This window comes from Pseudarthrobacter oxydans, from assembly GCF_030812335.1.
GTDB classification, from domain to species: Bacteria; Actinomycetota; Actinomycetes; order Actinomycetales; family Micrococcaceae; genus Arthrobacter; species Arthrobacter oxydans_B.
Window position 1 is genome coordinate 27,821 of the sequence record NZ_JAUSSN010000005.1, and the last position, 24,238, is coordinate 52,058.

19 protein-coding genes are annotated in these 24,238 nt (G+C 67.6%); 9 read left to right on the forward strand and 10 right to left on the reverse strand.

The window, feature by feature from the left end; genetic code table 11:
• Positions 1 to 58: 58 nt before the first annotated feature.
• The gene (locus J2W14_RS09685; protein WP_307461688.1) at positions 59 to 1,027 is read right to left on the reverse strand and encodes a hypothetical protein; all 969 of its coding nucleotides are present in this window, start codon (positions 1,025 to 1,027) and stop codon (positions 59 to 61) included.
• Between the two features lie 31 nt (positions 1,028 to 1,058).
• Positions 1,059 to 1,865: an exodeoxyribonuclease III gene (locus J2W14_RS09690; protein ID WP_307461691.1), complete on the reverse strand. Its 807-nt coding sequence runs from the start codon at positions 1,863 to 1,865 to the stop codon at positions 1,059 to 1,061.
• A 164-nt stretch (positions 1,866 to 2,029) separates the two neighbouring features.
• Here J2W14_RS09690 and J2W14_RS09695 point away from each other — a divergent pair, with 164 nt between their 5' ends.
• The 4 genes from J2W14_RS09695 to J2W14_RS09710 are packed head-to-tail and all read left to right on the forward strand — an operon-like array spanning position 2,030 to position 6,394.
• Positions 2,030 to 3,529, forward strand: coding sequence for a CoA-acylating methylmalonate-semialdehyde dehydrogenase (locus J2W14_RS09695; protein WP_307461693.1), 1,500 nt, complete (start codon positions 2,030 to 2,032; stop codon positions 3,527 to 3,529).
• Positions 3,529 to 4,602: an enoyl-CoA hydratase/isomerase family protein gene (locus J2W14_RS09700; RefSeq protein WP_307461695.1), complete on the forward strand. Its 1,074-nt coding sequence runs from the start codon at positions 3,529 to 3,531 to the stop codon at positions 4,600 to 4,602. Before J2W14_RS09695 ends, J2W14_RS09700 begins: the two co-directional genes overlap by 1 nt.
• Positions 4,595 to 5,554, forward strand: a complete 960-nt coding sequence (mmsB, locus tag J2W14_RS09705; protein ID WP_307461697.1) for a 3-hydroxyisobutyrate dehydrogenase — start codon at positions 4,595 to 4,597, stop codon at positions 5,552 to 5,554. Before J2W14_RS09700 ends, mmsB begins: the two co-directional genes overlap by 8 nt.
• Positions 5,555 to 5,614: 60 nt before the next feature.
• Positions 5,615 to 6,394, forward strand: coding sequence for an enoyl-CoA hydratase (locus tag J2W14_RS09710; RefSeq protein WP_307461704.1), 780 nt, complete (start codon positions 5,615 to 5,617; stop codon positions 6,392 to 6,394).
• A gap of 14 nt (positions 6,395 to 6,408) precedes the next feature.
• On the opposite strand, the gene J2W14_RS09715 is transcribed toward J2W14_RS09710, so the two are convergent.
• Positions 6,409 to 9,588 carry a bifunctional cytochrome P450/NADPH--P450 reductase gene (locus tag J2W14_RS09715; protein WP_307461707.1) on the reverse strand — a complete coding sequence of 1,060 codons (3,180 nt, stop codon included), beginning with the start codon at positions 9,586 to 9,588 and terminating at the stop codon, positions 6,409 to 6,411.
• 151 nt (positions 9,589 to 9,739) lie between these two features.
• Complete coding sequence (locus tag J2W14_RS09720) at positions 9,740 to 10,168, reverse strand: DUF1761 domain-containing protein (protein ID WP_307461709.1); 429 nt, start codon at positions 10,166 to 10,168, stop codon at positions 9,740 to 9,742.
• A 172-nt stretch (positions 10,169 to 10,340) separates the two neighbouring features.
• Here J2W14_RS09720 and J2W14_RS09725 point away from each other — a divergent pair, with 172 nt between their 5' ends.
• Positions 10,341 to 11,738, forward strand: coding sequence for an MFS transporter (locus tag J2W14_RS09725; protein WP_307461712.1), 1,398 nt, complete (start codon positions 10,341 to 10,343; stop codon positions 11,736 to 11,738).
• 95 nt (positions 11,739 to 11,833) lie between these two features.
• Here J2W14_RS09725 and J2W14_RS09730 read toward each other — a convergent pair whose 3' ends face one another.
• The 3 genes from J2W14_RS09730 to J2W14_RS09740 all read right to left on the reverse strand — a co-directional run bounded on the left by J2W14_RS09730 (position 11,834) and on the right by J2W14_RS09740 (position 15,088).
• A complete protein-coding gene (locus J2W14_RS09730) occupies positions 11,834 to 12,688 on the reverse strand; it encodes a helix-turn-helix transcriptional regulator (RefSeq protein WP_307461715.1) in 855 nt (284 codons plus the stop codon).
• A gap of 78 nt (positions 12,689 to 12,766) precedes the next feature.
• The gene (locus J2W14_RS09735; RefSeq protein WP_307461717.1) at positions 12,767 to 13,273 is read right to left on the reverse strand and encodes a MarR family winged helix-turn-helix transcriptional regulator; all 507 of its coding nucleotides are present in this window, start codon (positions 13,271 to 13,273) and stop codon (positions 12,767 to 12,769) included.
• Between the two features lie 36 nt (positions 13,274 to 13,309).
• Entirely contained in the window at positions 13,310 to 15,088 is a 1,779-nt protein-coding gene (locus J2W14_RS09740) for an AMP-binding protein (protein ID WP_307461720.1), read from the reverse strand.
• A 295-nt stretch (positions 15,089 to 15,383) separates the two neighbouring features.
• Here J2W14_RS09740 and J2W14_RS09745 point away from each other — a divergent pair, with 295 nt between their 5' ends.
• The gene (locus tag J2W14_RS09745; protein WP_307462360.1) at positions 15,384 to 16,517 is read left to right on the forward strand and encodes an acyl-CoA dehydrogenase family protein; all 1,134 of its coding nucleotides are present in this window, start codon (positions 15,384 to 15,386) and stop codon (positions 16,515 to 16,517) included.
• Between the two features lie 34 nt (positions 16,518 to 16,551).
• Here J2W14_RS09745 and J2W14_RS09750 read toward each other — a convergent pair whose 3' ends face one another.
• Positions 16,552 to 17,223: a response regulator gene (locus J2W14_RS09750; RefSeq protein ID WP_307461723.1), complete on the reverse strand. Its 672-nt coding sequence runs from the start codon at positions 17,221 to 17,223 to the stop codon at positions 16,552 to 16,554.
• On the reverse strand, positions 17,220 to 19,922 hold the full coding sequence (locus J2W14_RS09755; protein ID WP_307461726.1) for a DUF4118 domain-containing protein: 2,703 nt from the start codon (positions 19,920 to 19,922) through the stop codon (positions 17,220 to 17,222). The genes J2W14_RS09750 and J2W14_RS09755 overlap by 4 nt, the downstream gene beginning before the upstream one ends.
• Positions 19,923 to 20,089: 167 nt before the next feature.
• On the opposite strand from J2W14_RS09755, the gene J2W14_RS09760 reads away from it, so the two are divergent.
• A complete protein-coding gene (locus J2W14_RS09760; protein ID WP_307461728.1) occupies positions 20,090 to 22,066 on the forward strand; it encodes an amino acid transporter in 1,977 nt (658 codons plus the stop codon).
• A gap of 112 nt (positions 22,067 to 22,178) precedes the next feature.
• Here the strand turns inward: J2W14_RS09760 and J2W14_RS09765 are convergent, their stop codons facing one another.
• Positions 22,179 to 22,382 carry a cold-shock protein gene (locus J2W14_RS09765; RefSeq protein ID WP_013599688.1) on the reverse strand — a complete coding sequence of 68 codons (204 nt, stop codon included), beginning with the start codon at positions 22,380 to 22,382 and terminating at the stop codon, positions 22,179 to 22,181.
• Positions 22,383 to 22,540: 158 nt separating this feature from the next.
• On the opposite strand from J2W14_RS09765, the gene J2W14_RS09770 reads away from it, so the two are divergent.
• Together J2W14_RS09770 and J2W14_RS09775 are read left to right on the forward strand one after the other, a co-directional pair.
• On the forward strand, positions 22,541 to 23,299 hold the full coding sequence (locus J2W14_RS09770) for a glycosyltransferase family 2 protein (protein ID WP_307461731.1): 759 nt from the start codon (positions 22,541 to 22,543) through the stop codon (positions 23,297 to 23,299).
• Positions 23,296 to 24,123 carry a hypothetical protein gene (locus tag J2W14_RS09775; RefSeq protein ID WP_307461733.1) on the forward strand — a complete coding sequence of 276 codons (828 nt, stop codon included), beginning with the start codon at positions 23,296 to 23,298 and terminating at the stop codon, positions 24,121 to 24,123. Before J2W14_RS09770 ends, J2W14_RS09775 begins: the two co-directional genes overlap by 4 nt.
• Positions 24,124 to 24,238: the final 115 nt, after the last annotated feature.

Here is a 24,238-nt window from a genome sequence, read left to right on the forward strand (position 1 = left end):
CGGAGGCCGCGCACAGTGCCAGCCCCCGGCGAGCAGCCGGACGCGGCCGGCGCCCCCGTCAGGACGCGCGGGCCAGCTGCCGGATCGGGATCCAGCGGGACGCCAGCCGGCGGTAGGCGGCAGCGGCCCCGGTCATGTCCCCTTCGGCCAGGCACTCGATACCCAGCCGGACATCCATGGGCGAGTCATCCGGGTAGACCTTGTCCGCCACGGCGCCGTAGTCCAGCTCCACCATGGACTCCGGGTGGAAAAGCTCCAGCCATTCGGTGAGCTGGGTCAGGTCCTCGAGCATGTCCAGATCCGGGGCGGCCAGGGCCAGATGGGCCACGGCGTAGCGGACCCGCTCCAGGGACTCGCCGATCGTCGCGCGGATGCGCACGGTGACGATCCGCCCCTCGGATTCCACCACGTCCGTGGGGTCCGATTCCTTGAACAGGCAGAACCAGCTGAAGGGGATGCCCCAGGTGGACGCCCGGGTGTGCACGCGGCCCAGCCCGGAATGCGCCCGAACTTCATCGATGCGCTCCTGGTGCCGGTCGCGCTGCTCCTCCGGGATGAGCAGCTGGGCCAGCGGCCCGTGGATGCCCTCCATCAGGGCGTTGGCCGCCAGCCCGGCCCGCAGCACCAGCTGGCTGGGGCAGTACAGCAGCCGCTCCGGCCGCCCGGCGTCCGGAGCAACGGTGTCCGGCGCCCCGGCGTCGGAGCTCCCGGCATCGGCCGGCCCTGCCTCCTGGGCAGTGCCGCCGGGGGCGGTGCCTCCGGGGGCAGTGCCGCCGGTCCGCGGGACGGCAAGGATCCTGACCAGGTCCGTCGCCCCGGTGGGGAACGGGTCCCCGCCCGGGCGGGTGATGCGGCCGAGGGAAGCCAGCAGCTCGGCGTTTTCAACGGCGGCCCGGGAAACGCTCCGGGCCCCCGCAGTGCGCAGGGCACCCTGCTGCTCCTCCGGGAACGCCTCCAGGGGTTCGTAGACCCGCAGCGCGGAGGAGAACGGCAGCCCGGCCTGGCCGCGGTAGAGGTTTCCCGTCATCGCACCACGTCGCTTCCCTGGGCTGCGCCCATCAGTCGCTCAGCTCCACGATCACGGGGGCGTGGTCCGAGGCACCCTTGCCCTTGCGTTCCTCGCGGTCGATGGCGGCGCCCGTGACCCGGGCCGCGAGGGCGGGGGAGGCCAGGACGAAGTCGATCCGCATGCCTTCCTTTTTCGGGAAGCGCAGCTGGGTGTAGTCCCAGTACGTGTACACGCCGGGGCCGGGGGTGTGCGGGCGGACAACGTCCTGGAAGCCGGCGTTCTCAAAGGCGTGGAAGGCTTCGCGTTCCGGTTCGCTCACGTGGGTGAGGCGTTCGGCGCGGAAGTAGTCGATGTCCCAGACGTCGTCGTCCTGCGGGGCAATGTTCCAGTCGCCCATCAGGGCAATCTGCGCTGCGGGGTCCTCCCGGAGCCAGCCCTCGGCGTGGGTCCGCAGGGTGTCCAACCAGCTGAGCTTGTACGGCATGTGTTCATCGTCAAGGGCCCGGCCATTGGGAACGTAGAGGCTCCAGACCCTGATCCCGCCGCAGGTGGCGCCGATGGCTCGGGCCTCCTGCACGGCATCCTTGCCGGCCTTGCCGAAGACGGGCTGGTCCAGGAAGGTGCGTTCGACGTCGTCGAGCCCCACGCGGGAGGCGATCGCCACGCCGTTCCACTGGCTCAGGCCGAAGTGCGCCACCTCGTAGCCCAGGCTCTCGAACAACTCCCAGGGGAAGTTGTCGTCCTTGCACTTGGTTTCCTGGATGGCCAGGACATCACAGTCGGTGCGCTGAAGCCAGGCTTCAACACGGTCGGCACGGGCGCGGAGCGAGTTCACATTCCAGGTAGCTATCTTCACAATCCCTAACTTACCGAACTTGGCTGCCGGACGAAGCGGCGGTCCGGCCCCGCCCCTCTGGAATTTAGTAGGAAGTCCGAGTATATTCGGGAGCAGAGGATGGCGTGGGTCACACGGCCCGGCCGTCACTTCGGCAATCACACGGTGCAAAGGAGCATTCCATCATGGTTCGCGAACTATCCCATTACATTGACGGACAGCACGTTGAAGGCACCTCGGGGCGCTTCAGCGATGTCTACGATCCGTGCACCGGCGAGGTCCAGGCCAGGGTGCCGCTGGCCAGTACCGAGGAAGTCCGCAACGTGGTCTCCAATGCGGAAAAGGGCCAGCTCGAATGGGCGGCCATGAACCCGCAGCGCCGCGGGCGGATCCTGCTCAAGTTTGTCGATCTGGTCAACCAGAACCTCGACGAACTCGCCACTCTGCTGTCATCGGAGCACGGCAAGACCTTCCTCGACGCGAAGGGCGACATCCAGCGCGGCATCGAGGTCGTGGAATTCGCCGCCGGCGCCCCGCACCTGCTCAAGGGTGAATTCTCGGACAACGCCGGAACCGGCATCGACGTCCACTCGCTGCGCCAGCCGCTCGGCGTCGTCGCCGGGATCACGCCGTTCAACTTCCCGGCCATGATCCCGCTCTGGAAGTCCGGCCCGGCGCTCGCCGCGGGCAACTCCTTCATTCTCAAGCCGTCCGAGCGGGACCCCTCCGTGCCGCTGCGGCTCGCGGAACTCTTCACCGAGGCCGGGCTGCCCGCCGGTGTCTTCAACGTCGTCAACGGCGACAAGGAAGCGGTCGACGCGCTGCTGGAGGACCCCCGGGTCCAGGCCATCGGCTTCGTCGGCTCCACACCGATCGCGCAGTACATCTACGCCACCGCCGCCGCGAACGGCAAGCGCGCCCAGTGCTTCGGCGGGGCCAAAAACCACATGGTGATCATGCCGGATGCGGACCTGGACATGGCCGCGGACGCCCTGATGGGCGCCGGCTTCGGCTCCGCCGGCGAACGTTGCATGGCGATCTCGGTGGCCGTGCCGGTCGGCAAGGCCACAGCCGACGCGCTCGTCGCGAAGCTGGAGGAGCGGATCGCGGCCCTCAAGGTCGGCCACAGCCTCGCCAAGGACTCGGACTTCGGCCCGGTCGTGGCGGCCTCCGCCAAGCAACGGATCGAAGGCTACATCCAGGCCGGCGTCGACGAGGGCGCAACCCTGCTCACCGACGGCCGCGGCCTCAAGGTCGAGGGCTACGAGGGCGGCTTCTGGGTCGGCCCCACCCTCTTCGACAACGTCACGAAGGACATGTCGATCTACAAGGAAGAGATCTTCGGCCCGGTGCTGAGTGTGCTCCGCGCGGAGGACTACGACGAGGCGCTGCGCCTGTGCAGCGAGCACGAATTCGGCAACGGCGTGGCAATCTTCACCCGCGACGGCGACTCCGCCCGCGACTTCGCCAGCCGGGTCCAGGTGGGCATGGTGGGCATCAACGTCCCCATCCCGGTGCCGATCGCGTACTACACGTTCGGCGGCTGGAAGGCCTCCGGCTTCGGCGACCTCAACCAGCACGGCGCGGACGCCTTCCGCTTCTACACCAAGACCAAGACGGTCACCACCCGCTGGCCCTCCGGCATCCGCACCGGTGCCAGCTTCGTGATGCCGGAAGGCAGCTGATGGCGGGGAAGCATTCCTCTGACGCCACGTCGGCGGAGGTGCTGTTCGAACGGCGCGGCCGGCTGGGCGTGGTCACGCTCAACCGGCCCCAGGCCGTCAACGCGCTCACCGCGGGCATGGCCTCGGCCATGCTGGAGCAGCTCACGCTCTGGGCGGACGACGACGCCGTGGCGGCGGTGCTGGTCCACGGCGCGGGTGACCGGGGCCTGTGCGCCGGCGGCGACATCGTGGCGATCTACCGGGACATGCTCGACGGCGGCGACGCCACAGCCGACTTCTGGGCCGAGGAATACCGGATGAACGCGCTCATCGCGGGCTACCCGAAGCCGTACGTGGCGTTCATGGACGGCCTGGTCCTCGGCGGCGGAGTGGGAATCTCCGCACACGGATCGGTCCGGATCGTCACCGAACGCACCCGGATGGGGATGCCGGAGACCACCATCGGGTTCGTGCCCGACGTCGGCGGCACCCTGCTGCTCTCCCGCTCACCGGGGGAGTCCGGCACCCATGCGGCCCTCACCGGCGCGCACCTGAGCGGCGCCGACGCCCTGTTCCTGGGCCTCGCGGACCACTTCGTCCCGTCCGCGAAGCTCGCGGAACTTGCCGACGCGCTGGAGAGCGAGGCGGCGGATGACGCCGTCGCGCGCTTCGCCGAGGAGGCACCGCCCTCCGTCCTCGCAGCGCAGCAGGAATGGATTGACGCCTGCTATTCAAGCGACGACGCCGGGGAGATCGTGCGCCGGCTGCGGGCCGTGGGCGGGGAAGCCGCCGACGCCGCCGACACCATCGAGGCCAAGTCGCCGACCGCCGTGAAAGTGGCGCTGGAATCCCTCCGCCGGGTCAGGGGACTGGGCCTCGAGGAAGCCCTGGCGCAGGAATACCGGGTGGGGCTGCGGTTCCTCGCCGGGCCCGACTTCCGCGAAGGCATCCGCGCCCAGGTCGTGGACAAGGACCGCAACCCGCACTGGCAGCCCGCCACACTGGCGGAGGTCAGCCGCGGCGACGTCGAATCCTATTTTGCGCCGCTGGGCGACCGTGAACTGATGCTATCGAAGGAGCGCGACAATGTCTGAACCCTCGACGCCTGAACCCGGCCGGCCCGGGGCGCAGGCCGGCCCGGTCGCCTTCCTCGGCCTGGGCCACATGGGCGGGCCGATGGCCATCAACCTGGTCAAGGCCGGCTACACCGTGACCGGCTTCGACGTGGTGCCGGCCGCGCTGGAGACTGCCCGGGCGCACGGCATCGCCACCGCGGACACGGCGGCCGAGGCCGTGGCCGGTGCCGCCGTCGTCCTCACCATGCTGCCCAGCGGCAAACACCTGCTGGATGCCTACCGCGGCACCCCCGGCCAGCCTGGACAGTCCGGTCTCCTCGCCACCGCAGCCCCCGGCACCCTGTTCCTGGACTGCTCCACGATCAATGTGGATGAGGCCCGGGAGGCGGCTGAACTCGCCGTGGCGGCCGGGCACCGCGCCGTGGACGCACCGGTTTCCGGCGGCGTCGTGGGCGCCGAGGCGGGCACCCTGACGTTTATGGTCGGGGCGCTTCCGGAGGACTTCGAGGCCGTCAGGCCGATGCTCGAGGTGATGGGCAAGCGGGTGGTCCACTGCGGGGAACATGGTGCCGGACAGGCCGCGAAGATCTGCAACAACATGATCCTCGGCGTCTCGATGATCGCGGTCAGCGAGGCCTTTGTGCTCGGCGAGAAGCTGGGCCTGACCCACCAGGCGCTGTTCGACGTCGCCTCGGCGGCCTCGGGCCAGTGCTGGGCGCTCACCACCAACTGCCCCGTGCCGGGGCCGGTGCCCACGAGCCCCGCCAACCGCGACTACCAGCCCGGCTTCGCCGGGGCCCTGATGGCGAAGGACCTCAAGCTGGCACTCAACGCGCTCCAAAGCACCGGCGTCGCCGCGCGGCTGGGTCCGCTCGCTTCCGAAATCTACGATAGCTTTGCCGCGGAAGGCGGGGCGGGCCGGGACTTCTCCGGCATCATCACCGACATCCGGGACAGATCCGCACACTAGCCGGGTCTGAACACCGACCAGCCGAACACCAAACATTTTTGAACAGCTAAGGGGACAGGCATGAGAGAGCAGTACACAAACATTCTGGTGGAGCGCCGTGGCCGCGTGGGGCTCGTGACGCTCAACCGGCCCGAGGCGCTGAACGCCCTCAACAAGGCCACCATGGACGAACTCGTGGCCGCCGTGTCGGCCATGGACGCCGACCCCGAGGTGGGGGCGGTCGTGCTGACCGGCTCCGCCAAGGCCTTCGCGGCCGGGGCGGACATCAAGGAAATGCAGTCCAAGGGCTACATGGACATGTACGCGGCGGACTGGTTCCGCGGCTGGGAGGACTTCACCCGGCTGCGCATCCCGGTGGTCGCGGCCGTGTCCGGCTTCGCCCTGGGCGGCGGCTGTGAACTCGCGATGATGTGCGATTTCATCATTGCCGGGGACAACGCCAAGTTCGGCCAGCCGGAAATCAACCTGGGCGTGCTCCCCGGCATGGGCGGCTCGCAGCGCCTCACCCGGGCGGTGGGCAAATCCAAGGCGATGGACATGATCCTGACCGGACGCTTCATGGACGCCGAGGAAGCCGAACGCGCCGGCCTCGTGTCCCGTGTCGTGCCGGCCGCCGACGTCGTGGACGAGGCCCTGAAGGCCGCCGCGGTGATCGCCTCCAAGTCCAAGCCGGTGACGATGGTGGCCAAGGAGGCCGTCAACACCGCGTTCGAGACCGGGCTGGCCCAAGGGGTGCTGTTTGAACGGCGGGTGTTCCACTCGCTGTTCGCCACCGAGGACCAGAAGGAAGGCATGGCGGCCTTCGCCGAGAAGCGCCAGCCGGACTTCACGCACCGTTAGACCACACGGCGTCATCAGGTGAAGATGTCGGCCACGTACCTGCTGTGGGTGCGTTCCACCTCATCCATCCATGCCTCGGCCTCCGCCTTTGAGGCGCCGGTCGCCTCCTGGTAGATCAGCGCGCACGTAGCGCGGACCTTCGGCGCCATGTGCCTGCCATCGCCGCAGACGTAGACAGTGGCGCCCTGCCTGACCAGCTCGACGACGTCGGCCCGGTCTGCCCACAGCCGGTCGTGGACGTACTTCACGCCGTCCACGGGTGCGGCGGAGAAGGCCGGCCGGAGGTCCAGGTTGGCTTGGTCTGCCCACGAAGCAAGTTCCGCGTGGTAAAGGAAATCGGTGTCCGGGGCCCGGCAGCCGAAGAACAGTAGGGCGGGCGCCGGAGTCGTGTCTTCGGCCTCGGCCCGCAACGCCCGGTCCTGCACGAATCCGCGGAAGGGTGCCAGCCCGGTTCCTGCACAGACCATGATGAGCGGGACCGCCAAGGACGGTGGCGGGTGGAAGGCCGCATTCGAAGCGCGGACAGTGACTGCGACTCTTGACCCGGGCCTGGCCTGGGCGAGGAAGGTCGAAGAGGCGCCTTCGAAGACGCCGCGTCCGGACCAGGCCGGCGCCTGGATGACGGTGAAGGTCAGGGTCGCGTGGGCGGGGCTCCAGAGCGGGGACGAGGAAATGGAGTACCGCCGAGGGGTCAGCTGGGTCAGCAGTTGCAGGAACGAGGTGAACGATAGCTGGCATGACGGGTGCGTTTCCAGCAGATCCAGGACAGAGACGCGCTTGTCGAGGATCTCGGCCGCATAGCGCTCGCGGTTCTTCGCCAGGGCCTGAAGTTCCCCGCGCTGTGCCGGATCCGTTGCAACATCAGCCAGGTCCTCCAGCTGGGGGCGTGTGGCAGGAACCGCGAGCTCGACATAACTGCTCAGCAGTTCGCCAACAGCCACGGGCGCGCCGGTGGGAAGGAACGTATTTCCCCGCTCCATGCTCAACTGGACGTGCGAGTCGTAGTCGAGGTTGAAGCGGGCCAAGGCGCGCTGGACGAGTGCGCTGGGGTTCAGCGGCAGGACAGCCAGATAGTCCCCGGTCCGGTAGGTCATCCCTTCGGGCAGGGCGATCTCGACATGCCGTTTGGACCGGGCGCCGGGCTTGGCCAGATCGACCAGTTCCCGGTTCGCGACGACGGTACCGAGGGACAGCCCATTCTGGCGCAGCAACGGGTCCCGGACGTTGCCGACGAACTGAAGTTCAAGCTGGGGCTGCGCGGCCGGGGTGCTGGTCTTCTGCCCGAGGGCGGCGTCGACGGCGGGCCAGAACCCCGCGTACCACTCTTCAAAGTTGCCGAAGAAATCGCCCCGGGCGTTGGCTTCGCCCCGGACATAGATCCGTGTGGCGCCGGCAGCCTCGAGCCGTGCGTCGATGGCCTTGGGCACCTCCTGGTACGTTCGCGCCCAGTCCTTGTTGCCGTTGCCGAAGACCGTGTACCGCACTCCGGCGAGGCCGCCCGGCTGCAGGCCCTCCGTCCAGGCCACGAATTTTCGGGCGTTGTCCGGTGGCTGTCCCTCGTAGGAGGATGTCACGATCGTGACGAGCCCCTCCGCCGGCAGTCCGGCAGCCGCCTCGTCGAGCGGAACGAGGGTGGGGCTGTAGCCGCGCCGTCCGGCATCGTTGGCGATACGCTGGGCGAAGTCCTTGGACGTGCCTGCATTTGAACCGTAGAGCACACGGATCGGGACGCCGTTGGGTGCGGCGGCCGTCGCTGCCGCTTCTACCTGCCGGGCATGTTCGACGGCGACCTGGAGTCCGGCCGCGATCGTGACCTCCCGCCTGCGCACGTGGATGAAGAGCCCCTCAGGCTTCATCGTCAGCGTGTGCTTGATTTGCAGTTCGTAGCCCGGGTCCGCCGCCGTGATCTCGAAACGCTGCAGGAGCTTGGCCAGGAAGAGCATGGCCTCCTGCAGGGCAAATCCCCGGCCGATGCAGGAGCGCTGCCCGTTGCCGAAGGGCTTCCACGCATTGGCGGGGATTTCCGCAGCCCGTTCCGGGGAGAACCGGTCCGGATCGAAGATCTCGGCGTCCTCGCCCCATGCCGCCTTGTCCCGGTGCAGCAGCGGGATCACAACCAGGATGGGTTGGCCTGCCGGGACCTCGAAGCGGCCGCCGAGCGTCGTGTCCTCATACGGAGCGACGTTGTACGCCGGGGCGGTGGGCCACAGCCGGAGCGTCTCCTTGAGGATTTGGTCCAGGTACCCCAGTCGGGGCAGGTGCTCGAAGCGGGCGCTTTCAGTGCCGAGGACCTCGTCCGCCTGGGCGCGCGCCTTGGCCAGGACACCCGGATGGCGGAGCAGCTCGTAGAGCGCAAAGGACAGCAGTCCGCTGGTGGTCTCGTGCCCGGCCACCAGGAAGGTGACCATCTGATAGCGGACGTTTTCCTCGGACAACCGCTCGCCGGTCACCGGGTCCGCCGCATTGAGCATGGTGTCCAGGATGTCTTCGCTTCCGGCCGGACTCGGGTGGCGCCGACGGTCGCTGATAATCTGGTCGGCGACCTCGAACAGCAGGGCAGTGTCTTCCTCGAACTGGTGTCGTCTCCGCAGCATGATTTTGTTCTGGACCGGGAGCCTGCGCGCCCGATCCCCGGATTCGACCAGGGCTCGGACCATGGACCCGACGAAGGGATGCATCTCCTCCCGGTAAAGGCTGTTAAAACGGTAGCTGAACGAGCACAGGGCTATCGTGTCCAGGGTCAGCCGGGTGGTGTTGTCGGGAACGTCGATCCGGGCCGTGGGGCCGAGCCTCTCCCACTTGAGGAGCAGCTGCTCGGCGATGTCGTCCATACCGCTGAACATCCGCTTCAACGCGGCAGGCCCGAACGCCGGCATCAGGATCCGGTGCGCCTTTTGCCAGTTTGGTTCCTCCGTTCTTGCGGTGAATAGGCCGTCGCCGGTGAAATCCCGTACTTGTCGAAGGGAAACTCCCAGCACTTTGCCGAAACGGGACTCGTCGCACACTTCGTTGACGAGCTGCTGGGAGGAGATGGCGATGACGCTGCGGTTGAAGAACTGAATGCGCACAATGGGGCCGTACCGCTCGGCCACCTCGACTATGCCAAAGATTCCCTTGCTGGAGTCAATGTCGGGAAGGTTGCCCACCACCGGCTTCGGGGGAGGCTGCGGTATGGGGAGGCTGGGCGAAGTCATGGCCCCTCCTGGGGGATCGCCAATCGACGCTCTGTGAGCACTAATTGCTGCCTGACCGGACGGCGCTGTCCGGCTTCGAACCACGATACTCCGGTCAGATTCAGGGCAAAATAGGCTCCGCCGCTTCGGCCCGACGCTGCTGGTTAGGTCATCACGCCGCGCTGATCCCGAACAGGCCGATGATGAGGGCCATCACCATGAGGGTCACGAGTTCGTGCGCGCAGTTCAGCACCGTCAGTCCGGCCGGGCGGCCCTCGAAGGCGTCGTGGGTGATGAAGCGCGCCGCCGTGAACCCCGCCCACAGGATCAGGGCCGTGACCAGGGTGTTGGCCAGGAAATCCCCGCCGTAGAAGTGCTGCGAGATGGCGGCGGCCCCGGCCAGCACCAGGGCGCTGACGAAGCTGACGACGAGGGTGATCAGGATCGGTTTGACGGCGTCCTTGGCGTCCCCGCTCGGGGTGACCTTGGCGACGCGCATCCAGTAGTTGCCGAACACCTTCGGTGTGTACCAGACGGACCCCACCACCATGCTGGACAGGGTGGCCAGCAGTACCGCCCAGATGTTGATCTCCGGGATCATGACGCTCCTCAGGTTCAGAATTGGTTTCTTCCCGAAGTCTAGGGGACCGCCCGGGTGGTCCCGCGCTTTTCGGAACTACCTCTTTTGGGAGGTAGTTGGATGTCCACGCTTTTCGCTACGGTGAGCTAAGTCACAAAGCCGCGCATCGAGGCTGACATCAAAGGAGATTGCCATGACTTCAGTTTCACCAACTTCGCCGGCCGGGCTGCAAGCGCCGCCCAGTAAGAAGACGCTGCGCAAGGTTGCCTTCGCCAGCGCCGCCGGAACCACCATCGAGTTCTACGACTTCTTCATCTACGGCACCGCCGCCGCCCTGGTGTTCCCGGTCGTGTTCTTCCCGGCCCTGGGTGCCGCCGCCGGCACCATTGCCTCCTTCGGCACGTTTGCCGTCGCCTTCTTCGCCCGTCCCGTCGGCGCCATCATCTTCGGCCACTTCGGAGACCGGATCGGCCGGAAGAAAACCCTCATCACCACGCTGCTCATGATGGGTATCGCCACCGTGATGATCGGCCTGATACCTGACGCCAACACCATCGGCGTGGCCGCCCCCATCCTGCTGGTCGTGCTCCGCTTCGTGCAGGGACTCGCCGTTGGCGGCGAATGGGCCGGCGCCACGCTCCTCGTGGCCGAATACGCCCCCAAGGGCAAGCGCGGGCTTTTCGGCTCCTTCCCGCAGATGGGCCCGTCCGTTGCCTTCGCCCTGGCCAGCGGCACGTTCCTCATTACCAACCTCACACTCGGGGACAAGTCCGACGCCTTCATCACCATCGGCTGGCGGGTGCCGTTCATCCTCAGCGCCGTGCTGGTTCTCGTGGGCCTGTGGGTCCGGCTGAGCATCGAGGAGACCCCGGTCTTCAAGAACGCCGCCAAGGTTACGCATACCAGCACCAAGCTGCCCATCCTCGAATCCGTCAAGCGCCAGCCGCGCGAAATCCTCCTCGCCGGCGGCTCCCTGACGCTGCTGTTTGCCTTCTTCTACATTGGCACCGCCTACCTCACCAGCTTTGCCACGAGCCCCACAGGCATGGGACTGAGCCGGGTGGAAGTGCTGAGCACGGGCATGGTCTCCTCCCTGTTTGTCGCCGCCGCCACCCTGGCCTCCGGCGTCCTCTCGGACCGCTTCGGCCGCAAGAAGGTCATTGCCACCTCCTGCATCCTCGCCGTGCCGTGGTCGCTCATGCTGTTCCCGATCCTCAGCGCGAACACCGTCTTCGCCTTTGGTCTCGGCCTCACCGTCACCCTGGTGATCTTCGCCATCGCCTATGGCCCTGCCGGGGCACTGCTGCCGGAGCTCTTTGAGACCCGCTACCGCTACACCGGCGCCGGTATGGGCTACAACCTGGCCGGCGTCGTCGGCGGAGGCATTGTCCCTCTCGTGGCGGCGCAGCTCGCCGTTACGTCCGGTGCGTGGTCCATCGGGGTCCTGCTCGCCGGGATCGGCGTGTTCAGCGTGCTCTGCACCCTGGCCCTGCCCAACCGCGAAAAGCAGGGGCTGGACGACGGCGGTCCGCACGCCTCCTCGAAGCATGTGGACGACGCAGCATTTGTCGGGCCCGTCGCCGGTCCCTAGGGGTCTGCGCCGAGACAAATCCAGGCTGCGGTTCCCGGGCGTGCGGGGATCCGCAGCAAGGGGCGGGGCCGCCGGTGAACACCGGCGGCCCCGCCCTACGGGATGAGTCCCAGCCGGCGGGCCGCGGACACGGCCTCAAGCCGGTTGTGCGCGGACAATTTGGACATCGCGTTTTGCAGGTAGCTCTTGACCGTCACCGCTTTCAAGCCGAGGCGTTCAGCGGTTTCCTGGTACGAACAACCCAGCGCCACCTGCGCCAGCACATCGAGCTCGCGGCGGGCCAGCCGGGCCGTCGGATGGATCCCGACGGCGGACGGCGGCGCCAGATGGCTGCCGATAATGTCCAGCTGCCGCGCCAAATGAGGATCGGACACCGTGCCGGCGAGGGACCGCAGCTCGGCGTGGGCTTCCCGGACGTGCTCGAGCCAGCTGCGGTCCTGGACCAGGGCAGGCGCGGCCCTGGCAGTATCGATGATCGAGACCCGGCGGTCCACCTCGTCCCGGATCCGCAGTTCGGCGGCGATTTCGGCGGCCGCCTCCATCGCCTCGCACACTGTATTTTCGCCCAGCGGGGCGCTGTCCCTGCTGGCGATGTACAGCACCGCGCGCGACTGGCCCCGGACCACCACCGGCACGGCCGCCATGGACGTCAGGCGTTCCCGCCGGACCGCGAGATCGTATTCGTGGGTGATTCCCTCGGAGGCGATATAGTCCTCGACGAGGAACGGCCGCCGCTGCGTGAAGACCCGGCCGCCGAGCCCCGTGCCTGGAACCACCTGCATCTGGTGCAGGCTGGACGTGGCGGTGCCCAGGAAATCCGTCAGCTGCAGCAGCTCGCCGCTGGCCAGTCCGGCGAAGAGCACGGCGGGCCGGAACCTGCCGGAGAGCAGGCGCAGGGAGGCGCGGAGCAGCTCCCGGTCATCGGGGCGGGAATAGGCGTTCGGCTGCATGAGTCGTCTCCTGGTGCCGCGGAACCCGCCACTGCGGTGTGACGGGACGTCAGTTCTGTTGGGGCCCTCCGGCCGGGGTTAGTCGCTGAAATCGCCGGCGTCGCGGCGGAAGGTGCCCAGGATCCGGATCAGCTGGTCGACATCCTGCTCCGCGAAGCCGGACTGGGCGAAGACCTCGGAGTTCAGTGCCGCCGTCGCCCTTTTAGCCAGCGTACGCCCTTCCTGGGTGAGTTCAATCAGGGTGGTGCGCCCGTCCGTGGGGTGCGGCGAGCGGATCACCAGCCCCGCGCCCTGCAGCCGGTCGACGGCGTTCGTCACCGAGGTGGGGTGGACCTGCAGCAGCGCGCTCGCCTTGTTCATGGGCAGCGCGCCGCTGCGGGCGAAGCTCAGCAGGGCGAGCAGTTCGTAGCGGGCGAACGTCAGCCCGAACGGCTTCAGGATGCCCTCGATCCGGGCCAGCAGGATCTGCTGGGTCCGCATGATGGCGGTGATGGCCGCCATCGGTGCGGCGACGTCGGACCAGCCGTGCCGTTCCCAGTTCAGCCGGGCGTCGGCGATCGGGTCACGCGGCAGCGGCGTTGCCACGGCACCCCCAGCGTCTTGTCCTGAATTTCATACGGTTCAGCCTAGCTTTTCGGCGGGGCTTTTCAGGCCGGGGAAGTCGGCTTCGGAGTACTCCGTGCCGAGTCCGGCCGGGACGGTCCCGCCGCCGTGGCGCAGTTCCTCGCTGTGCCGCAGCTCCACACGCCGGATTTTGCCCGAGATCGTCTTGGGCAGTTCGGCGAATTCCAGCCGGCGGATCCGCTTGAACGGGGCCAGGTGGTCGCGGCAGTAGCGCAGGATGTCCTCGGCGAGTTCCGGGCCGGCCTCGTGCCCGGCGGCAAGGACCACAAACGCCTTGGGCACCGAGAGCTTGAGCGGGTCGGGGGAGGGGACGACGGCGGCCTCGGCCACCGCCGGGTGCTCGATGAGCACGCTTTCCAGCTCGAACGGGGACAGCCGGTAATCGGAGGACTTGAAGACGTCGTCGCCGCGGCCCACATAGGTGATGATGCCGCGCTCGTCCCGGCTCGCCATGTCACCGGTGTGGTAGTAGCCGTCTCGGAACGCCTCCGCCGTCTTTTCGGGATCCCCGTAGTACGCCTTCATCAGCCCGACGGGGCGGGGGTCGAGGCGCAGGCAGAGCTCGCCGTCGTCGCCCTCGTCACCCGTCGCCGGGTCCACGAGCACAACGTCGTAGCCGGGCAGCGGCTTGCCCATGGCGCCGATCTTGATCGGCTGGCCGGGGGTGTTGGCGATCTGCACCGTGGATTCGGTTTGGCCGAAGCCGTCGCGGATGGTCTGTCCCCAGGCGCGCTGGACCTGGTCGATCACCTCGGCGTTGAGCGGCTCGCCGGCGGAGACCACCTTGGTGGGCGGGTTCTTCAGCAGGGTCAGGTCGGCCTGGATGAGCATGCGCCAGACCGTGGGAGGGGCGCAGAAGCTCGTCACGGACTCGCGGTCCATCTGCTCCATGAGTGCCTTGGCGTCGAAGCGTTCGTAGTTGTAGATGAACACGCAGGCTTCGGCGATCCAGGGTGTGAAGACGTTGGACCAGGCGTGCTTGGCCCAGCCGGGCGAGGCCACGTTGAGGTGCACATCGCCGGGTTCCATCCCGATCCAGAACATGGTGGACAGGTGGCCGACCGGGTACGAGGTGTGCGTGTGCTCGACGAGCTTGGCCTTGGAGGTGGTGCCCGAGGTGAAGTAGAGCAGCAGGGTCTCGTCGGCCAGGGTCGGCGCGTCCGGGGTGAAGGCCTCCTCTGCGCCGGCGGATCCGGTGTACTGCAGGGCGGCTGTGTTTATGCCGGCGTTGGCTGTGTTTATGCCGGCGTTGTCGGCGCTGCCGGCGTCGCCGCCGATTTCGATCAGGGTGTAGTCGCCCGGGACCTCGGCGAACTTGGCTATATTGGCGCTCCCGACGGCGGCCCAGTTCGCGCCGCCGCGCTCCACCCGGTCCTTGAGGTCCGCGGGCCCCATCAGGGTGGTGGTGGGGATCATGACGATGCCGAGCTTGATGCCGGCGAGCATCAGTTCCCAGAGTTCCACCTGGTTGCCGAGCATGATGATCATCCGGTCACCGCGCCGCACCCCCTGGCTGCGGAGCCAGTTGGCCACCTGGGCCGAGCGCCGGGACAGATCCGCGTAGCTGCGCCGCGTGGCCGAGCCGTCCTGCTCGACGATGACGAGGGCCGGGTTGTTCGCCTTGGCCGGGTCCACCGCGATCTGGTCGAACCAGTCGAGGGCGAAATTGAAGTACTCAAAGCGCGGCCACTGAAATTCGCTGCGCGCCGCCTCGTAGTCCGTGCGGAGGTCAAGCATGCGGTCGCGTGCTGCGCGGAATTCCTCAGTGACTGTCATGGTGCACCTTTCGAAGTCTGGTGGCGCAGCCGTTTCAAGCCCGGCGCCGTTGCCCGGTGATCACGAGTTGCCTAGTGATCACCATCACTATGCAATATACTAGGACATCCAAGGGTTTGGAAGAGCCGACCCGGTTCATGACCGGATCACTACGAAGGGATACCTGCCCGTGCAGCCACAAGGACGTGCCAGCGGAGCGACCCTCACGGAGGAGGCCACGCAGCGGCAACCCGCCGCGTCAGCAGCGGAGAGCGCGGCCGGCATAGCGGCACCGCCGTTCCCGGACGCCGACCTGATGTACATCGTCGACCTGCTTCCCCCGGAGGAACAGTTCCGCTACCAGGAAGTCCGTGACTTCCTCCAGTCCCGGGTCCGGGCGGCCTCGATCGACTACTGGAACCGTGAGGAATTCCCGTTCGGACTGGTCGCCGAGCTCGGCAAGTACGGCCTGGGCGGCCTGCAGACGGACGGGACGTCCAAGCTGTTCAAGGGCCTGATGTACGTCGAGTTGGCCCGCGCCGATGTGTCCCTCTCGGCCCTGGTAGGGATCCACAATGAGCTGATCGTCGGGATGATCGACCAGCTCGGCTCCGAGGAACAGAAGGCGCGCTGGCTGCCGGGACTTACGGCCCTGACGCAGATCGGCGCCTTTGCCCTGACTGAGCCGGAGCACGGCTCGGACATCGCGGGCGGCCTGGCCACCACGGCACGGCTGGACGGCGGGGAATGGGTCATCAACGGCGCCAAGCGCTGGATCGGTGCCGGCACCATTGCGGACTTCGCCGTGGTGTGGGCGCGGGACGTCGCGGACCAGCAGATCAAGGGCTTCATCGTGGAGACGGACCGCCCCGGCTACACCGCCACCAAGATCGCGAACAAAATCGGGCTGCGGATCATGCAGAACGCGGATATCGTGCTCGACGAGGTCCGCATCCCGAAGGCCAACCTGCTGCCCGGGGCCACGGACTTCTCCAAGGCCAATGAGCTGCTGCGCGATTCGCGCGCCTGGGTGGGCTGGCAGGCCGCCGGCATCCAGCTGGCCGCGTTCGACGTCGCGCGGTCCTATTCGCTGGAGCGGAAGCAGTTCGGCAAGGAACTGGCGCGTTTCCAGCTGATCCAGCAGCAGCTGGCCGAGATTCTGGGCAACGCCTCCGCGTCGCTGTCGCTGATGGCGCAGCTCGCCAGGATCCAGGAGGACGGCCAGCTGGAGATGGTCCAGGCCGCAATGGCCAAGTCCACCACCACCCGGCTGGCCCGGGCGTCGGTGGCGATGGGGCGCTCGCTGATGGGCGGCAACGGGATCAGCAGCGACTACGAGATGGGCAAGCTCTTTGGTGATGCCGAGATCCTGTACACGTATGAAGGCAGCTACGAGATCAACTCACTGATCGTGGCCCGGGCTGTGACGGGCAAGTCCGCGTTCGTGTAGGGAGGGACCGGTCCCGCGGATCCCGCGGGACCGGTCAGGGCAGGAACCGGTAACCGATCCCCGCCTCGGTGATCAGGTGCCGGGGCGTGGCCTCGGGTTCCAGCTTGCGCCGGAGCTGGGCCATATAGACCCGCAAATAGTTGGTTTCTTTGGCGTAGGCCGGACCCCACACCTCGGACAGCAGCTGCTGCTGGGTGACGAGCTTCTCCGGATTCCGGACCAGCACCTCCAGCATTTTCCATTCGGTCGGAGTGAGCCGGATGTCCTGGCCGTCGCGAAGCACGCGGCGTTTACCCAGATCCACAGTGAATGCTTCGGTAGTGATGAGCGCCGGAGGCTCCGCCTCAGCGCTGCGGCGCAGAAGAGCGCGAAGCCGGGCCAGGAGTTCGTCCAGCCCGAACGGTTTGGTGAGGTAATCGTCGGCGCCGGCGTCGAGCGCTTGAACCTTGTCCTCGGAACCATGACGGGCGGAGAGGACCAGAATCGGCACTGAGCTCCAGCCGCGGAGCTTCCGGATCACCGCCGATCCGTCCATGTCAGGAAGCCCCAGGTCCAGGATCACGAGGGCGGGCGGCTGTTGCTGCGCAGCGAGCAGCGCCGAACGGCCGTCCGGTGCCGCCACGACGTCGTAGCCATGGGCCTGCAGGGTGATCCGCAGGGCCCGGAGCAGGTAGGTGTCGTCGTCGACTACCAGCACGGCGGTCATACCGGGTCCGTCCCGGACGCGAGGATAGGCGGTGCATGGTGGCGGCCGATGATCGCTGATTGCGGTTCCAGCGGCGCCTGCTCCGGCTCGGCGTGGAACGGGATGCCAGCTGACAGCGGAAGGCCGATCACCATGGTCAGGCCGCCGCCCGGCGTCGCTTCGGCGGTCAGTCTGCCGCCCATCGCTTCGGTGAATCCCTTCGCCACGGCCAAACCGAGTCCCACCCCGGTTGCCTGCGTGGCATCGTCGAGGCGTTGGAAGGGGCGGAACATGTCCACGACCCGGTCCGCCGGGATGCCCGTACCGTGGTCGATGATGCGCAGTTCACCGGCCGGGCGGCCGCTCACGGGTGCCGGGCCCAACACGCCTGCTGATCCGGTCAGGACAATGTCGGATTCGGGGGCGTACTTGACGGCGTTCTCGACAATATTCGCCAGGACACGTTCAAGCATGCCCGGGTCCGCCTCGACCTCGGGCATGTTGGCCGGGAGCTCGACGCGCACCCGGCCCGGATCGATCCCGTGCAGACCGCCGGGAATGACCTCGTACCACCGCACCGGCCGCAACAGCGGCTTGATCGAGTCGGATGTGAGCCGGGACATGTCCAGCAGGTTTCCGACCAGCACTTCCAGCCGGTCCGAACAGTCTTCGATGGTTGCCAGCAGTTCCTGCTCCTCCTCCGGGCTGTAGCGGACGCCCTCCTGCCGAAGGCCTCCCACCGCGAGCTTGATGCCGGCCAGCGGAGTTCGAAGGTCGTGCGAGACGGCGCGCAGGATCGAAGTCCGCATCGTGTTCCCCTCAGCGAGCTTGAGGACTTCGGATCGGCTGGCCAGCAGTTGCTGGCGTTCCAGCTGAGCCATCAAATGGACAGCAAAGGCGCCGAGCAGGCGTCGGTCGCTGGCCGGCAGCACCCGGCCGGTCAGCACCAGGCAGGTGGTGTCATCGATCCGTTCCACGGTGTCGCCGCGGATAGCTGCTGTTCCGGGGCTGTCCCCGGCGCCGCCGGAACCGACGTCCGGAGCTTCGCCGGCGCTGGCGATAAGCCGCCAGCTTCCACCCGGGCGGGCCACGGTTCCGGCGCCAGCCGGGAAAACGTCGTCGTCCTGGCGGCTCAGAAGGGCCGCGGCCCGGACCTGGAAGACGTCCAGGGCTTGCTCCAGCAATCCCACAACCGTATCCTCCGAACCGGCCGCCCCGCGCGAGAGGTCCGCGAGGGTGGCGGCCTCCGCCCGGGCGAGTGCCGCTTCCTTGGAACGCCGCGCGGAGAGGTCCACCACGGTGGCGACTGCTGCGGACACCCCGACAAACACCAGGAGGGCCAGCACGTTCTCTGAATCGCTGATGGTCAGGGTCCCTACCGGCGGGGTGGAGAAGTAGTTCACCAGCAGGCTGCTCCAGAGCGCCGCGAGGACCGCTGGCCACAGTCCTCCGACCAGCGCCACCGCGACGGAGCCGGTGAGCTGGACCAGGACCGTAGTCGCCAGATTCTTGTCCGGGTTGACCGCCAGCAGGAGCTGCAGCAGGGCGGGAAGCAGGACGGCCATGACAAAACCTATTGTGACGCGGGTGCGGCCCAGATTCCGCCGCCGGGGCACGTCCGGGCTTCCGCCCTCGGGCGGCTGGGACACGATGTGAACGTCGATGGCACCAGCGCCGCGGACCACCCTGGCGCCGGTGCGGCCGCCGCGAAGGCCAGCCAGTAGTCCGGCCAGCCTGCCGCGGCGTGAGATTCCGACGACGATCTGGGTGGCGTTGACACTGCGGGCGAAGTCCAGCAGCGCTGCGGCCGGATCTTCACCGGCCACCAGATGATAGCTGCCGCCAAGGTCCTGGACCAGGCGCCGCTGTGTCTCGAGCTCCTGGGGAGATTCTGCCGCCGCACTTTCCGCCGCGCGTACGTGCACCGCCAGGAGGTCGCCCCCGTTGACCCGGTTGAGGATGCGCGCGCCGCGGCGGATCAGCGTTTGACCCTCGGGGCCGCCGGGCAACCCGACGACGACCCGCTCACGGGCCGGCCAGCTGGCTTCGATGCCGTTCCCCGTCCGGTACCTTGCAAGACCCTCGTCCACCCGGTCCGCCAACCACAGCAGGGCCAGCTCACGTAGGGCTGCCAGGTTGCCCGGGCGGTAGAAGTTCGTGAGCGCAGCGTCGACCCGGTCTGCGGCGACGATTTTGCGGTCCGCAACGCGCTGCCGCAGGAGTTCCGGGGAGACATCAACGAGCTGAATCTGCCCGGTCCGCCGGGCGACCTCATCGGGCACCGTCTCCGCCGGCCGGACGTCGGTGATGGCGCTGACAACGTCGCTGAGGGATGCGAGATGCTGGATGTCAAGGGTGGACAGGACGTTGATCCCGGCCTCCAGAAGTTCATCAACATCCTGCCACCGGTGGTCGTTCCGGCTGCCCGGGGGGTTGGTGTGGGCGTAATCGTCGACGATGGCCGTGGCCGGGCCGCGACGGAGGACCGCGTTCAGGTCCAGCTCCTCGAGGAAGACCCCGCGGTACGGGACCCGCTTGGCCGGAATCAGCTCGAGCCCCGCCAACAGGGCGCGGGTGTCGCGGCGCCCCCGGTCCCGGGCGAACGCGACGACGACGTCCTCCCCGCCGTCGTGCAGCCGGTGCCCCTCCCGGAGCATCGCGTAGGTCTTCCCGACGCCAGGTGCTGATCCCAGGAAGATGCGCAGCGTTCCACGTGCCATGGGGCCATTCTTCCATTTCACGCAGCATTGGGCGGGGCAGCCCGGCGTCAAGGATTCGTCAAGATCCCCGTCCCGGCAGGGGCGCCGCGGGCGGCCGCTGCTAGTTTCGCAACTGAGAGCTGTGCGGCGCACCGCCATCTTCGACCGCGCTGTGAGGGAAGGAAACCATGACCACGCTGAGCAGGCCGCCGGCAGACCCGTCTGCCGCGCGCCCCCGTGCCAGGACCACGCTGAAGAACTGGCTGCTGTTCGGGCTGCAGGACAGCAAGGGCACCCACCAGGGCCCGGGCGGGGTGCCCACGGCCCACGAGAAGAAGCACACCTGGTGGCAGGTGATGTGCCTGACCGGCGTCGACTACTTCTCCACCCTGGGGTACCAGCCGGCGATCGCAGCGCTCGCCGCGGGCGTGATTTCGCCGCTCGCGACCCTCGTGCTCGTCGCCATCACGTTGCTGGGCGCCCTCCCCGTCTACCGGCGGGTGGCGGGCGAGAGCCACCGGGGCGAGGGCTCCATTGCAATGCTCGAGCGGCTCATGCCGCGCTGGGGCGGAAAGCTGTTCGTCCTGGTGCTGCTGGGCTTCGCCGCGACGGACTTTATGATCACCATGACGCTGTCCGCGGCAGACGCCACGGCGCACCTGATCCAGAATCCGGTAGCCCCCGGTTGGCTGCAGGGACAGGACGTGCCGGTCACCCTGTTCCTGCTGGCGATGCTGGGCGCGGTCTTCCTCCGCGGCTTCAAGGAGGCCATCGGTGTCGCGGTCCTGATAGTCGCCATCTACCTGGGACTGAACGTCGCAGTGCTAGCCGTTTCGGTCCTTGAGGTGTTCACGCACCCCGTTGCGGTGGACAACTGGTGGCAGGCAATCTCCACCTCGCACGGAAACCCGCTGCTGGCCGTCGGCTTTGCCCTGCTCGTCTTCCCGAAACTCGCACTCGGCCTGTCCGGGTTCGAGACCGGGGTCGCTGTCATGCCGCAGATCCGGGGACACGCAGGCGATACCGAGGACCATCCCGCCGGCCGCATCCAGGGGGCCAGGAAACTGCTGACGACGGCGGCGCTCATTATGAGCAGCTTCCTGATCGTCAGCAGCTTCACCACGGTGGTGCTCATCCCGGAGCAGGAATTCCAGCCCGGCGGCGAGGCGAACGGCCGCGCGCTGGCGTTCCTGGCGCATGAGTATCTGGGTGTGGGATTCGGCAGCGTCTATGACATCAGCACCATCGCGATCCTCTGGTTCGCGGGGGCCTCCGCCATGGCAGGGTTGCTGAACCTGGTGCCCCGTAACCTGCCCCGCTACGGCATGGCCCCTGGGTGGGCCCGGGCCGTCCGGCCGCTGGTGCTCGTGTTCACCCTGGTCGGGTTCCTGATCACCTGGCTGTTCGACGCCGACGTCGATGCCCAAGGCGGCGCCTACGCCACCGGCGTGCTGGTGCTGATGACCTCGGCTGCGGTGGCCGTCACTCTCTCGGTCCGCCGTCAGCGGCAGCGCAAACGCACGGTCGGGTTCGGTGTCATTACCGTTGTGTTCATCTACACGACCGTCGCGAACATCATCGAACGTCCTGAAGGCATCCGGATCGCGTCGGTCTTCATCCTGGGGATCATTGTGATATCGCTGCTGTCGCGGGTCGGACGTTCCTTTGAGCTGCACGCCACCCGGGTCCATCTGGACAGTTCGGCGCTGGAATTCATGTCCGACGAACTCGAAGGACCCATCCGGATCATCGCGCATGAACCGCTCCGGCTCAGCCGTGGGGCGTACCAGCAGAAACTGGAGTCCGCCACGGAGGTCAGCCACCTACCGCTGGACTACCGCGCACTGTTCCTTGAGGTGGTAGTCGACGACTCGTCCGACTTCGAAACAGAACTCGTGGTCCGCGGCATCACCCGGCACGGCTACCGGATCCTGGAAGTCCACGGACCCGTCGTCGCGAACACGATCGCGTCGGTCCTGCTCCACATCCGCGATGTGACGGGCCTGATGCCGCACATCTACTTCCGCTGGACCGAAGGGAACCCCATCACCAACCTCCTGCGCTTCCTGGCCTTCGGCGAGGGGGAAATTGCGCCAGTGACCCGCGAAGTGCTGCGGGAGGCGGAGCCGGACGTGACCAGGCGGCCGTGGGTCCACGTCGGCTGACACCACGGCGCCCACAACGACAGACGCCCCGTCCGAGGAATCCTCGGGCGGGGCGTCTGTGGTCTTGGGGAAAGCATGGCGGCCGGATGGCCGGTGCTGCTATCCGGAGTATTTAGAGCGGGCGGATGTTCTCGGCCTGCGGGCCCTTCGGACCCTGGGTGACGTCGAACTCGACCTTCTGGTTCTCGTCCAGCGAGCGGTAGCCGCTGCTGGCGATTGCCGAGTAGTGGGCGAAAACGTCGGCTGACCCGTCATCCGGGGCAATGAAGCCAAAACCCTTTTCGGCGTTGAACCATTTAACTGTGCCTGTAGCCATGCCATATCCTTCTGAAATGCTGCTGATCTCCGGCGGCCCGGAGGCCAACGGCTGCGGAGACATTCGTCCGCTGTTGCTCAACCTACGGGGCCGGGGGCCGCGGTGCAAGGGTCCAACGGGGGTATTTCGTCCCGTTCGCGGACTATAGTCGGGGCAATATGACAACAATCTCGGTGGTTATCCCGACCCGGAACGACGCTGACGTGCTCGCCGTCTGCCTTGCGGCACTCGCCCGGCAGACCCGTCCGGCCGATGAAATCGTCGTTATAGACAACGCCAGCACGGACAATACCGCGGAGGTCTGCGCCGCCGCCGGGGCCCGGCGGGTCGCCGTCGAACTCCCCGGGATCGCCGCGTCCACGGCATACGGATTCGACGAGGCACGCTGCGAGCTGATTGCCCGGCTGGACACGGACTCGATCCCGCCCGCGGACTGGCTCGAACGGGTTGAATCCATTCTGGAAAAGGCTGGCCCGCTGTCCGCCGTGTCCGGTCCCGGCGACTTCTACGGCGAAACCCGGTTCGCCCGGTGGGTGGGTACGAGTGTCTACATTCCCGGGTATTTCTGGGCCATCGGGTGGCTGCTGGGTCATCCTCCGCTGTTTGGCTCGAACTTCGCCCTGCGCTCGGACGTCTGGGACCGGATCCGGAATTCCGTCCATCGTGGCCTTCCGGCCGTGCACGATGATCTGGACATTTCCTACCAGATCCCGCCCGAAGCGACGGTGATCGCCGACCCCACCCTGCGCGTGCAGGTCTCCGCTCGGCCGCTGGCGAACTGGCACTCCGTCGGGCGCCGGCTGTCGATGGCGTGGACCACTTTCGGTATCGAGTTCAGGCAGGAGGGCCCGTTCCGGCGGCGCCGCCGGCGTCGTCAATGGGAACGCGACCACCCGCGCCGGGGTGTGTTGCCGTGACTAACTATCGCGACCTGACCACGGCCGAGGCCACCGCCGCCCTCCAGGAGTTCCTCGACGAGCGCGGCCCGGCACTGGCGCGGCTCAGGGATTACCTGGTGGCCGACGGCCAGGACCCGGTTGCGCTCCTTGACGGCACCCCGGAGAGTTTCGTTCCCCTGTGGCGATGGATGCTGTCCCGCCTCACCAGCATCGACGCCCCCGGCGCGACGGACCCCGCCTCCGTGCCGCGCGAGGCATGGCCGTCGTGGGAGCGGCACACCGCCGAGAAAGAACCGACCCTGTCCCTGGAGTCCCTCACGCTCCTGGACGGTCTTGTGTCCTACCTCGCCGCTGTAGTGCGGAACCGGGCGCCGCTGGCACGCTGGGAGATCGCGCGCGATCCCCACAAGCGCTACGCCTATAACAACCACCCGGTCCTGGTCAGCGGCAGGGGCGAGAACCACAACTTCCTGCCCGGGCTCTCCACGGTCGACGCACGCGCGGCCCTTCGCGGGGTACGGGAGTCGCCGGATGACACGATCGCGGTCTATGCTCGGGCGTTGATCGAACAGCTAGGCACGGCCGCGGGTGACACCGCGGAGGGGCTGGAACCAGAGCCGCCCTTCGAGATCGGGGACGTCCGCGACGAACCGGGCGGCTACGACTTCGAGATCGGCCTGGGCGACGAGATCGCCCACGAACGGTCGGCCGACGTCGACCGGGTCGTCCGCAAACTATCCCGTGAGGACGGCATCCTCGAGGTCCTCCGGGAGGACCGGGAGCTGATTCTGGTTAGGGCACCGTCGTGGAGCCTCGGCGCGCTCCAGACGTGGATCTCATAGCGACTTTGACGGCGCGTGCCGGGGGCGTCACGCGAAAATGTTGGCGGCCACAACGTGGAAGCGTCCGGCCAAGGTGACACCCTAGCCCCCGGCCGGACCTGCCCATGCGCCAAAG